The 11,307-nt window shown below is 64.9% G+C and carries 11 protein-coding genes and 1 pseudogene; 2 read left to right on the forward strand and 10 right to left on the reverse strand.

The window, feature by feature from the left end; translation table 11 throughout:
• A pseudogene (locus ACREB7_RS19225) lies at positions 1-673 on the forward strand (methyl-accepting chemotaxis protein); the annotation flags it as partial.
• Between the two features lie 122 nt (positions 674-795).
• Here the strand turns inward: ACREB7_RS19225 and ACREB7_RS19230 are convergent.
• The 10 genes from ACREB7_RS19230 to ACREB7_RS19275 all read right to left on the reverse strand — a co-directional run bounded on the left by ACREB7_RS19230 (position 796) and on the right by ACREB7_RS19275 (position 10,515).
• A complete protein-coding gene (locus ACREB7_RS19230; RefSeq protein WP_431593878.1) occupies positions 796-1,641 on the reverse strand; it encodes an AAA family ATPase in 846 nt (281 codons plus the stop codon).
• Positions 1,642-1,768: 127 nt separating this feature from the next.
• On the reverse strand, positions 1,769-2,437 hold the full coding sequence (locus ACREB7_RS19235; RefSeq protein ID WP_431593879.1) for a DUF6975 family protein: 669 nt from the start codon (positions 2,435-2,437) through the stop codon (positions 1,769-1,771).
• A 278-nt stretch (positions 2,438-2,715) separates the two neighbouring features.
• Positions 2,716-3,012, reverse strand: a complete 297-nt coding sequence (locus ACREB7_RS19240) for a PspC domain-containing protein (protein WP_431593880.1) — start codon at positions 3,010-3,012, stop codon at positions 2,716-2,718.
• A 310-nt stretch (positions 3,013-3,322) separates the two neighbouring features.
• Positions 3,323-4,102, reverse strand: a complete 780-nt coding sequence (locus ACREB7_RS19245) for a formyltransferase family protein (protein WP_431593881.1) — start codon at positions 4,100-4,102, stop codon at positions 3,323-3,325.
• Positions 4,099-4,950, reverse strand: a complete 852-nt coding sequence (locus ACREB7_RS19250; RefSeq protein WP_431593882.1) for a polysaccharide deacetylase family protein — start codon at positions 4,948-4,950, stop codon at positions 4,099-4,101. Before ACREB7_RS19250 ends, ACREB7_RS19245 begins: the two co-directional genes overlap by 4 nt.
• A 90-nt stretch (positions 4,951-5,040) precedes the next feature.
• A complete protein-coding gene (locus ACREB7_RS19255) occupies positions 5,041-5,613 on the reverse strand; it encodes a hypothetical protein (protein WP_431593883.1) in 573 nt (190 codons plus the stop codon).
• 21 nt (positions 5,614-5,634) lie between these two features.
• Positions 5,635-7,656: an RNA polymerase sigma factor RpoD gene (rpoD, locus tag ACREB7_RS19260; protein ID WP_431593884.1), complete on the reverse strand. Its 2,022-nt coding sequence runs from the start codon at positions 7,654-7,656 to the stop codon at positions 5,635-5,637.
• A gap of 29 nt (positions 7,657-7,685) precedes the next feature.
• Positions 7,686-9,572: a DNA primase gene (dnaG, locus tag ACREB7_RS19265; protein ID WP_431593885.1), complete on the reverse strand. Its 1,887-nt coding sequence runs from the start codon at positions 9,570-9,572 to the stop codon at positions 7,686-7,688.
• The gene (locus ACREB7_RS19270) at positions 9,569-9,958 is read right to left on the reverse strand and encodes an endonuclease domain-containing protein (RefSeq protein WP_431593886.1); all 390 of its coding nucleotides are present in this window, start codon (positions 9,956-9,958) and stop codon (positions 9,569-9,571) included. Before ACREB7_RS19270 ends, dnaG begins: the two co-directional genes overlap by 4 nt.
• A 104-nt stretch (positions 9,959-10,062) precedes the next feature.
• Entirely contained in the window at positions 10,063-10,515 is a 453-nt protein-coding gene (locus ACREB7_RS19275) for a GatB/YqeY domain-containing protein (protein WP_056346506.1), read from the reverse strand.
• Between the two features lie 132 nt (positions 10,516-10,647).
• Here ACREB7_RS19275 and ACREB7_RS19280 point away from each other — a divergent pair.
• A partial coding sequence (locus ACREB7_RS19280) for a carbamoyl-phosphate synthase domain-containing protein (RefSeq protein WP_431593887.1) occupies positions 10,648-11,307 on the forward strand: 660 nt, incomplete at its 3' end.

Consider the following 11,307-nt stretch of genomic DNA (forward strand, 5'->3'; position numbering starts at 1 on the left):
CGCCAATGGCGCGCGCGTCCGCGACGCGGTCGACCGCGTCGTCACCTCGGTGCGCGACAATAGCGCGACGCTGGGCGGCACGCGCGATTCGATCCTGAAGATGGAAAATGTGTCGAACCGCATGTTCAACGCCGTCATCTCGGCCGGGGTGAGCCCGCGCGATTCGGCGGTCGTCGAACTCGCGTCGCGGGTGCGCGATCAGTTCGTCGCGATCGCCGAGCTGGCGGTCGCCAAGGGCGAGCTGTCGATGGAGCAGCTCTTCGACACCAACTATGTCCGCGTGCCGGGGTCGAACCCCGAACGCTTCCGCACCACTTTGTGCGATTGGGCCGATACCAATTGGCGGCCGCTGTTCGACCATATCGTGAGCAACCATCCCGAGGTGAAGATGTCGTCGGCGGGCGACATGAACGGCTATCTGCCGACGCACATCACCGACTGCTCGCGCGCGCCGATGGGCGATATCGTCCATGACACGGCGCATTGCCGCAACGGCCGCATATTGTTCGACGACACCGACAAGGCGGCGAAAAAGAGCAAGGCGCCCTTCTTCATGGCGGTCTATCGCCAGGAAGGCGACGGCACCAATTATGTGACCGTGCGTAACGTCTATATGCCGGTGGTGATCAACGGGCGGCGCTGGGGCGATGTCGAGGTCGCGTACCAGCTTTAGTCACCGCCCCCTACAGCCGTTCGTGTCGAGCGAAGTCGAGACACCCCGATGGATCACGCCAAGCCAGACGTATCTCGACTTCGCTCGATACAAACGGGTTTTGGAGTTGGCGGTGAGCTGACTCAGCTCCCCTGACGGCGCGCCATGAAGGCGAGCTTTTCGAACAGCATCACATCCTGCTCATTCTTGAGCAGCGCACCGTGGAGCGGCGGGATCGCCTTGCCGACGTCGCGGTTCTGGAGGACTTCGAGCGGCATATCCTCGTTGAGCAGCAGCTTGAGCCAGTCGATCAGCTCGCTGGTCGACGGCTTTTTCTTGAGCCCGGGGACGTCGCGGACTTCGTAGAAGATGTCCATCGCGCGGCTGACCAGGGTCTTCTGGATGCCGGGGAAATGGACCTCGACGATCGCCTGCATCGTGTCGCGGTCGGGGAATTTGATATAGTGGAAGAAACAGCGGCGCAGGAAAGCGTCGGGCAGTTCTTTCTCGTTGTTCGAGGTGATGACGACGATCGGGCGTTCTTTCGCGGTGATCGTCTCGTCGGTCTCGTAGACGTGGAACGCCATGCGATCGAGTTCCTGGAGCAGGTCGTTCGGGAATTCGATGTCGGCCTTGTCGATCTCGTCGATCAGCAGCACGGGAAGCTTGGGGCTGGTGAAGGCCTCCCACAATTTGCCCTTGCGGATATAGTTGCGGATGTCGTGGACGCGCTCTTCGCCGAGCTGGCCGTCGCGCAGGCGCGCGACCGCGTCATATTCGTAAAGGCCCTGCTGGGCCTTCGTGGTCGACTTGATGTTCCAGGTGATCAGCGGCGCGTCGAAGGCTTTGGCGATCTCCTCGGCCAGCACGGTCTTGCCGGTTCCGGGTTCGCCCTTCACGAGCAGCGGGCGGCGCAGCAATGTCGCGGCGTTGACCGCGACCTTCAGGTCGTCGGTGGCGATATAGGCGCTGGTTCCTTCGAAGCGCATGGCGGAGAGCCTTTCCCTTAACGTGAACGTCAAGGGGCATAGCGAGGGGAGGGGGAGGGTGCAAGCGCGCGCTTCTTCTCCCCTCCCGCAAGCGGGAGGGAGACTTTTCGCCTCCATCATTGGGGAGTTAAATGGTCCGGCTGGCCGCGCGGGCTTCGAGCAGGTCCCACAGGCCGCTGTGCTGGGCGATGAGTTGCTGCGCGCCGAACACCAGCGCGCGCTCGGCGGCCGGGGTGTCGGCGACCGCGCCCGCGAGGCGGGCGGTATCGCGCAGGTCGGGCAGGGTGCAGCGCGGCGGCGCCATGTCGAGCCGCTGGGCGCTGATATCGAGCAGGACGCGGATCGTGCGCCAGTCGAGCGTCAGCGCAATCGCGGCGCCGACGGCGCAGCCATGGCGGTCCGATTCGGCGAGCATGTCGAGCGCCTTGCGCTGCGCGGCGACGGCGGCCTCGCACTGGTCCTGGCCCTGGGTGCTCGGCACCGGGCCGACCGCGGCGGCGATTTTCGACAGAAAGGCGCGTTCCTGGACAAAGGCGTCGGCGGCCTCGTCCATCCATTGGCGCGAGACCGGATCGACCGCCTTGCGTGCGGCGAGGTCGATCACGCCGGGGTGGCGACCGTGGAGCAGGCAAAGGAAATGAACCGCGTCGGCGAGGTTGCGCATCGCGTCGGGGCCGTTGGACAGCCCGCCGGCACGGACGTGACGATGCGCGCCGGTGCCCTCGCTGGCGACCAGCGTATCGAGCATTTCGGCGACGCTGCGCGTCTGCGGCTGGAGCTGGGGCGACTGGCTCAACGCTTCATCCTTGCCTGCCGGCAACAGGGGCTGCCGAAGTTCAGTCGTCCGCCATAGAGCAACGTCGTAAACACCGCGTTTATAAGCGGTCGACAATCGGCGCGGACCCTGTGTCAGGCGGGGACAAAGCCGGAGAAAAAGGCCGGAGACAAAAGAGACCGGCAAGCGGGGGATGCTTGCCGGTCCCTGTTGCTGCACCGCTCCCGCGATGGGGGTGAGCGGTGCGGATCGATGCGCGGGCGGGCGCGGGGGAGAGGGAGAGCCCGCCCGGGCGTCGATCAAGCGGCGAGCGCGAGTTCCGGCGCGGCGTCGCTCGGGCGGCCGGTCGCCGGTGCGATGGCGGTCGGCGCCGGCTGCGCGGCGGCGGTCTTGCGCGGAAAGATCAGGCGCGAGGCGAGAACGACCGCGCCGAGGCCGAAATAGGCCATGAAGGTCTGGACCGGGAAGAAGAAGAGCGGGGCGACAAAGGCCAGGCGGAGCCACAGCGGGTTGAAGCCGAAGTCCTGCCCCACGGCCTCGCAAATGCCGAAGAAGGTGTCGCGGCGGGCGAAGAGATTGCTGGTTTCATTGTCCATTTTTCTGTCTTTCCTCGTGGCCGCGGGTTCCGTCCCGCGTTCATGTCCCTTGCTAAGCAATGGGCGTGCCAATTTTGTCCTTGCCCCGATTTCCAAGGTTTTCGGTTGCGGCCGGAGAAGCGCCGCGCCTTGGCTGTCGGAAATAGTCCCAGCATATGGGAATATCGGCCATTTGTTCGGTGCGGCGCGGCGGCGGGTTACACTATGCCCGCGCCGGATCGCTCCGATGGCCGGTTCGCTATCTGGGGGGCGAAGGTAAAGATTTGAAGACAGGTGCGAAAATATTTTGTGCGGTGCACAAAAACACCGGTCAGTCGGCGTGCTGGCTCTCGCGCCGCAGCCGCCGGTGATTGCGCTCGATGCGCAGATATTCCCGGAAGGTCGGGGTGGTGAAGTGGCGCTCGGCTTTCTGGGGTGTCGCGGCGGCGGCATAAGCGTCCCAATCCGCCAGCAGCGCCGCGAACGCCTCGGGCAATTCTTCGCGCACCTTGTCGTTGGTCCGGCGGATCGTGTCGGCGAGTTTCGGCTGGAAATCGATATCGACCGCGCGCTTGTAGAGTATCGCGCCGGTGTCGATGCCCTTGTCGATGCGGTGGATCGTATAGCCGGTCTGCGTGCGCCCGAAATAGATCGGCCAGATCACGCTCTGCGCCCCCGGATATTCGGGCAGCAACTCGCCGTGGAAATTGACGAAGCCCTGCGCCGGGATGGTGAAGATGCGCGACGCGATATAGCCGTTGCCGGTCGAAATACCGAGGTCGGGGGCATAGTGGCGCAGCGCGGCGGCGGTCTCGTCGCCATTGACGCGCGGCACGGTCACGATGGGGATGCCATGCGCCTTGGCCACTTCGCGCGCGTCGGTGGTCATATCATGGCCGAACCATTTGCGGATGCGGATGCCATTGAGCGCGCCGAGCAGGCCGATCTTCCAGATCTTCTGCAGCATCTTCTTGCGGCTGCGCTTGGCGACGATGGTTTCGGAGACGATCAGGCAGGCGATCTCGACTTGCGGCACGCGCGTCAGCCGCTCGAGCACCACGCCCGCGCCGCCGATCGGGCCGCTGGTCATCAGGGCGACGCGCAGCGTCATGCCTCGCGGAAACCCCGCGCCCAGACCATCAGTTCGTGGAGCGGCCAGTGGAATTCAAGCTGGTGGCGCGGGATGTCCATGACGTCGGTCGCGCCGGGCCGGACGGCGCCGCGCACCGCGCTGAAATTGCTGGTGAAGCCGGCATCGGCGATCGCCGCGCGGCCCCGGTCGTCGATGTCGGCGGCGGTGCCATAGGGCCAGGCGAAGCTGTCGCAGGGCTGGCTGACATGACCCTCGATGATCGCCTTCGCGCCCGCGATTTCGGCGGCGAGGCGGGCCGGATCGCCCGCGATGTTCGACAGCCGCGCGTGGGTGCGGGTGTGGCAGCCGATTTCGCCGATCCCCGCCGCGGCGGCCTTCGCCTGCGGCCAGTCGAGGGTGCGGACGCGCGCGCGATAGGCGGGCATATGCGCGAAATAGCTGTTGAGCGTGTCGGGATCGGCGTCGATCAAATCGGTCGCGACGAACATCGTGTAGGGGACGCGCTCCTCCTCCATCACCGGGCCGCCATCCTCATAGACGCTGGCGAAACCGTCGTCGAAGCTCAGGTGAAAGAAGCGGCCGTCGGCGGGCTTGCCGTCCTTGATGATCGCGCGGAGGGTCGGCGTGTCGACGAATTCGCCCTCCTGCTTCGCGGCGCGCAGGAAGGCGCGGAAGGTCGGCACGGTGTCGGGGAAGACCGCGTGGGCGTAGAGGCAGCGCACGAAGGGGGCGGTTGCCGGCTTCTGTCGCATCGCCTCCATCCGGATCCGCGCGGCGCGGGCGGCACTGCGTGCACGGGCGCCCCAATTGCGGATGGGAGCCCAAGCCTCGGTCGCGGTTTCGGCAAAGGTCGGGGCGTCGGGCATCGTCAACGCCAATGGCAAATCCGTGGGCGCCGCACAAAGACTTTGTGCATCGATACGGGCCACAGCGGCAACGGCCCTCGCGGGACGTCGTCAGGGCTGGCTGGTTTCCACTATATGGTTGGCCAGTTCATCGAACAGCGCCAACTTGCGGGTTTCAATCATCGCCATCATGCGCTGGAAATAGGCCTTGTTCCACTCGGCCACCGCCGGGTCGCCCAGGATCGCTGCGGACCGCTGGACATAGGCGGCACCGCTGGGCGTCGCGACGAAGCGTTCGATATCCTGCAGTTCCTGAAGCGTGAACGCGCGGACATATGCTTTTGCGACCGCGTCGAACAATCCGCCCGAATTGGCCTTCAGGTCGGCCATGATATCGTTGCGCATCGCGCTGATATGCCGCTCGGTGATCGCCGCCGCTTCCTTGTCCCCGGCTTGGTCCACCGGGGGCTTCATCTGCGCGTAGAGATTGTCCATCGCACCGCCGAACATCGCGATGCGCTGATCCTCGGGAAAGGCGAGGGCGACGATCCGGGTGGCCAACGCCATCTTGGTCGCGTCCTCGCTCGCCGACGCGGGCGCCGACGTCGGCTGGGCGGCAACGGGGGCGGCGACAAGCGTCGTAGCGGCCAGCATCGCCGCCAGCATCGCGCTTTTCGGACCCATCGTCATTTCCCCCGCAATCGCTTACTGGTCGAGGAACGAGCGCATCTTGCGGCTGCGGCTCGGGTGCTTGAGCTTGCGCAGCGCCTTCGCCTCGATCTGGCGGATGCGTTCGCGGGTTACGCTGAACTGCTGGCCGACTTCCTCGAGCGTGTGGTCGGTGTTCATCCCGATGCCGAAGCGCATGCGCAGCACGCGTTCCTCACGCGGGGTCAGCGACGCGAGCACGCGCGTCACCGTTTCCTTGAGGTTCGACTGCACCGCGGCGTCGACCGGGATCACCGCGTTCTTGTCCTCGATGAAATCGCCGAGGTGGCTGTCTTCCTCGTCGCCGATCGGCGTTTCGAGGGAGATCGGCTCCTTGGCGATCTTCATCACCTTGCGGACCTTTTCGAGCGGCATCGACAGGCGCTCGGCCATTTCCTCGGGCGTCGGTTCGCGGCCCGATTCGTGGAGGAACTGGCGGCTGCAACGGACCAGCTTGTTGATCGTCTCGATCATATGGACCGGGATGCGGATCGTGCGCGCCTGATCGGCGATCGAGCGGGTGATCGCCTGGCGGATCCACCAGGTCGCATAGGTCGAGAATTTGTAGCCGCGGCGATATTCGAATTTGTCGACCGCCTTCATCAGGCCGATATTGCCTTCCTGGATCAGGTCGAGGAACTGCAGGCCGCGGTTCGTATATTTCTTGGCGATCGAGATCACGAGGCGCAGGTTGGCCTCGACCATTTCCTTCTTGGCGATACGCGCTTCGCGTTCGCCCTTCTGGACCATGTTCACGACGCGGCGGAATTCGACGAGGCTCATGCCCGCGGCTTGCGCAATTTCGCTGATCTCGATGCGGATGCGGTCGACCGCGCCGGCTTCATTCTCGGCGAAGGCGGCCCATTTCTTGTCGATCGAGCCGACGGCTTCGAGCCAGGTTTCTTCGAGCTCGCGCCCGACATAATTGTCGAGGAACGCCTTGCGCGGCACCTTGTGGCGCTCGGCGAGGCGCAGCATCTGGCCGCCGAGCGCGGTCAGGCGGCGGTTGTAGCTGTAGAGCTGGTCGACCAGATATTCGATTTTGGTGCCGTGGAACTGCACGCTCTCGACCTGCGCGGTGAGTTCCTCGCGCAGCTTGTGATATTTCTTCTCCGACGCGGCCGGGAATTCCTCGCCGCCCGACAGCGATTCGAGGCGCGTTTCCTGCAGTTTGGAGAAAGCCTTGAAGCTCTTGGTGATGTTCGCGAATTTCTCCAGCGCGTCGGGCTTCAGCAGCTCTTCCATCGCGGCGAGGCTGAGGGTGTTGTCCTCCTCATCCTCTTCGAAATTCTCGCGCTTGCCCGACGAGCCTTCGCCATCCTCGTCGTCGCCGTCGGCGGCGGGCTCTTCCTCGACCTCGTCTTCGTCCTTGAACGAGACGCCGGCATTCTTCTCGCTGATCTCGCCGTCGTCCTCGGCGCCTTCCTCATCGAGGTTTTCGGGCGCGGGGTCCTTCGACAGCATCGCTTCGAGGTCGACGATCTCGCGCAACTGCATGTCGCCATTGTTCAGCGCGTTCGACCATTCGATGATCGCGTTGAAGGTCAGCGGGCTTTCGCACAGGCCGAGGATCATCGTGTCGCGACCGGCCTCGATGCGCTTGGCGATCGCGATTTCGCCCTCGCGGCTCAGCAGTTCGACCGCGCCCATCTCGCGCAGGTACATGCGAACGGGATCGTCGGTGCGATCGACCGTTTCCTTCTTCTTCTCGATCGCGGGGTTCGACAGCGACCCGGTGCCGGCGCTGACATCGACCTCTTCGTCGGTTTCCTGCTCGGCCTCTTCCTGGACGTCCTCGTCGCTCTCGACGATGTTGATGCCCATGTCGGAAATCGCCGACATGATGTCCTCGATCTGCTCGGACGACATCTCGTCCTGCGGCAGCGCCGCATTGAGTTCGTCATAGGTCAGGTAACCGCGCTTCTTGCCGCGCGCGATCAGCTTTTTGACGTCGGCCTCGTTGAGGTCGATCAGCGGGCCGTCGGTATCGGCTTCGGTCTCGGTGTTCTTGGTGGCCATTATGGTTCCTGCCTAGAGGCGTAAATTCATCAAGCCTGGTGGCTGTTTTCGGACAGCGCAGCCAGGCGGCGGGTCAAATCCTCGTCCATCGCACGCAGTTTCTGCTGCCGCGCCAGACCTTCGTCGTCCATCGTACGCTGGAAATCCGCGGTCGCCTCGGCAAGCCGGGCGCGGATTTCAGGCTGCGTCACCAGCACGCCGATATATTCATCGAGGTCGCGAAGCGCGGTTTCCCGTGCCGTATCGGCCCCATCCTTGCTGTCCAGCGTGCGATTGAACGAGAAGTGCATTCCATCGGCTCTGAGCAATGTCGTCGCCCTATTATACACTTTCATGGGCTCCAATATGGCAAGCAAGCCCTCAGTATCAAGCCCTTCTTGGCGCATTACCGTGTCAAGCATTACGCCGAGCAGTTCGGCGTCGCCCGGATCGGCCATCGGAAGGCGGCTAAGCGCTTCCTCGTGCCGCCGCAGCATCGCCGGATAGCGCAGCAATCCACCGAGCAGCGCGGCGAGCAGGTGCCCGGCGATGCCCGCTTGGCCGATACTGCGCGTTTCGTCGGCAGGCGGCTGCAGGCGCGGGTCGGGCGCGAAGCGGCGATTGCCGGCGCGCGGGGCCTGCGGCGCCCAGGGCACGCGCGGACCGCGCTCGGGCTGTTTGCGCGTGAAGAGCGCGTCGATCCGCTCGCGAAAGGCCTCGCGATAATGGTGGCGCACATCGGCGTCTTCGATAGCGTTGGCGTGGGCCAGCAGGCGGGTCTTGAGCGCGGCGCGTTCTTCGGGAGTCGCAAGCGGTCCCGCCGCGACCTCATGCGCCCACAACCGCTCGACCAGCGGCTGCGCGTCTTCGAGGATTTCGAGGAAGCCCGCCGCTCCGCGCGCGCGGACGATGTCGTCGGGGTCCTGTCCGGCGGGCAAGGTCGCGAAGGCGAGGCTGAAGCCCGGGCGGAGCAGGGGGAGCGCGCGCATCGCGGCGCGCATTGCGGCCTTTTGTCCCGCAGCGTCGCCGTCGAAGCAGAGGATGGGGACGGGAACCATGCGCCAGATCATGCCAAGCTGATTCTCGGTCAGCGCGGTGCCGAGCGGCGCGACCGCGTCGGCGATTCCCGCCTCGGCGAGCGCGATGACATCCATATAGCCCTCGACGACGATGATCCGGTTCGTCTGCCGCGAGGCGGGCGAGGCCTTGTCGAGATTGTAGAGCGTGCGGCCCTTGTCGAAGAGCGGCGTGTCGGGCGAGTTCAGATATTTGGGCTCGCCATCGCCCAAAATGCGCCCGCCGAACGCGATCACGCGGCCGCGCGCGTCGCGGATCGGGATCATCAGGCGTCCGCGGAACCGATCGTAGGGGTCCTTGTCGTCGACCGAAATCAGCATGCCCGATTCGACGAGCATCGCGGTCGGGAATTTCTTGAGCGCCTCCTTCAATGCGCTGCGGCTGTCGGGGGCGAGACCGAAACCGAAGGCCTGGCGCGTGGCGTCCGAAATGCCGCGCTTCTTGAGATATTCGCGCGCCGGGGCGCCGTTGCTGCTGCCGAGCTGCTGGGCGAACCAGTCGGCGGCGCCTTGCACGACGTCGCGCAGGCTTGCTGCCTCCTCGGCCTTTTTCGCGGCGCGCGGATCGGCGGCGGGGACCTCCATGCCGGCCTCGCCGGCGAGTTCCTTGACCGCGTCCATGAACGACAGGCCGCGCTGGTCGGTCATCCAGCGGATCGCGTCGCCATGGGCACTGCAACCGAAGCAGTGGTAGAAGCCCTTTTCGTCGTTGATCGTGAAGCTGGGGGTCTTTTCGTTATGGAAGGGACAGCACGCCTTATACTCGCGGCCGGCGCGGGTGACCTTCACCGTGCGGCCGATGAGGGTCGACAGGGTGATGCGCGAGCGGAGTTCGTCGAGCCATTGCGGGGTGAGGGTCATTCTTCCCCCCTCCCATTTATGGGAGGGGCCGGGGGAGGGCATGTTTCGAGAACAGCCTCGATCTCGCTCACGACGCCCTCGATCCGGTCCAGCACATCATTGTTCCAGAACCGGATCACTCGATATCCCTGTGCTTCCAAATAGGCTGTCCGCGATTGGTCTTTTTCTACATCAACCGCGTGCTGCCCGCCATCGACTTCGATGACGAGTTTGGCCGATCTCGAGACGAAGTCGCAGATGAACGGGCCGATCGGGAATTGGCGATTGAAGCGGATGCCTGCGATCCTGCGATTGCTCAACTGCGCCCACAGCGCCCGTTCAGCTGGCGTCGCTTGGTTGCGCAATTCGCGGGAGCGCGCGGTCGGTCGCTTGTAGCCCTTGTCCAACAGGCCCTCCCCCGACCCCTCCCGCAAGCGGGAGGGGAGAATATGCGCTTGCGGCCCAACCAGTTCCTCTCCCGCTTGCGGGAGGGGCTAGGGGAGGGCGTGTTTCAGCTCAAAGCCGCCTTCACCCACCCGCTCGCCTTGCTCATGTCGAGCTCGGACCCGTGCCGTTCCTTCACCGCCGCCATCACCTTGCCCATGTCTTTGAGGCTCGCCGCGCCGAGTTCGGCCGCGATCGCCTTGATCGCCGCCTGCGCTTCGTCGTCCGAAAGCTGTGCGGGCAGGAAATCCTCGATCACCACGACCTCGGCGGCCTCGATGTCGGCGAGCTCCTGGCGGCCGCCCTGTTCGTACATGGCGATCGACTCGCGGCGCTGCTTGACCATTTTCTGGAGTACGTCGGTGACCAGCACATCGTCATCGGCCGGCGCGGTGCCGGTGCGCAGTTCGATGTCCTTGTCCTTGATCTTGGCCAGCATCAGCCGGATGGTGCCGAGCCGCGCCTTGTCGCCGGCTTTCATCGCGGCGACCTGCGCAGCCTTGATGTCGTCACGAATCATTACGTGTTCCCATGCGCTGCAAATTTCGGAAAGGCCCTCTCTAACGGCAATTTTCGAAATTCGATAGCTTGTGAATCACATTTTTGCTGCCTAGTTGATCGGCCGTTTAGCCCACCGTCCGGAGCATGTTGAATGGCACCAGCCAACCCCTCTGCCGCGCCCAAAAGCCAGCCTGCCGGCGCGACCGGCGTTCTCGTCCTTGCCGACGGGACGATCCTGTGGGGCATCGGATATGGCGCCGCGGGCGCGGGGGTGGGCGAGATTTGTTTCAACACCGCGATGACCGGCTATCAGGAAATCCTGACCGACCCGAGCTATGCGGGGCAGATCATCACCTTCACCTTTCCGCATATCGGCAATGTCGGCGCGAACCCCGAGGATATGGAGCGCGACAAGCGCGCCGCGATCGGGTGCATCACCCGCGAACTGCCGACCGCGCCGAGCAATTTCCGCAGCGTCCAGACGCTGCCCGACTGGATGAAGGCGCAGGGGCTGATCGGGCTTGCCGGCATCGACACCCGTGCGCTGACCCGCCGCATCCGCGACGCGGGCGCACCGACCGGGGTCGTCGCGCATGCGCCCGACGGCCAGTTCGACATCGACCGGCTGCTGCTGCTCGCGCAGGGCTGGCCGGGGCTGGAAGGCATGGACCTCGCCAAGACGGTGACGCGCGAACGGCAGGGCGCGTGGGATGCCGGGGTGTGGCACCTGGGGTCGGGCTATGAGTCCCCCTCCCGCTTGCGGGAGGGGCTAGGGGAGGGCATGTCCGTTCCTCGCGCTCCGTCGTCTAAT

The sequence above is a fragment of the Sphingopyxis sp. genome (assembly GCF_050725615.1).
Lineage (GTDB): Bacteria > Pseudomonadota > Alphaproteobacteria > Sphingomonadales > Sphingomonadaceae > Sphingopyxis.

Excerpts from the sequence above, each read along its gene's own strand:
- ACREB7_RS19275 (WP_056346506.1), bottom strand. The coding sequence starts at position 10,515 with ATGATTCGTGACGACATCAAGGCTGCGCAGGTCGCCGCGATGAAAGCC.
- dnaG (WP_431593885.1), bottom strand. The coding sequence starts at position 9,572 with ATGACCCTCACCCCGCAATGGCTCGACGAACTCCGCTCGCGCATCACC.
- ACREB7_RS19255 (WP_431593883.1), bottom strand. The coding sequence starts at position 5,613 with ATGGGTCCGAAAAGCGCGATGCTGGCGGCGATGCTGGCCGCTACGACG.
- ACREB7_RS19240 (WP_431593880.1), bottom strand. The coding sequence starts at position 3,012 with ATGGACAATGAAACCAGCAATCTCTTCGCCCGCCGCGACACCTTCTTC.
- ACREB7_RS19230 (WP_431593878.1), bottom strand. The coding sequence starts at position 1,641 with ATGCGCTTCGAAGGAACCAGCGCCTATATCGCCACCGACGACCTGAAG.
- rpoD (WP_431593884.1), bottom strand. The coding sequence starts at position 7,656 with ATGGCCACCAAGAACACCGAGACCGAAGCCGATACCGACGGCCCGCTG.
- ACREB7_RS19250 (WP_431593882.1), bottom strand. The coding sequence starts at position 4,950 with ATGCCCGACGCCCCGACCTTTGCCGAAACCGCGACCGAGGCTTGGGCT.
- ACREB7_RS19245 (WP_431593881.1), bottom strand. The coding sequence starts at position 4,102 with ATGACGCTGCGCGTCGCCCTGATGACCAGCGGCCCGATCGGCGGCGCG.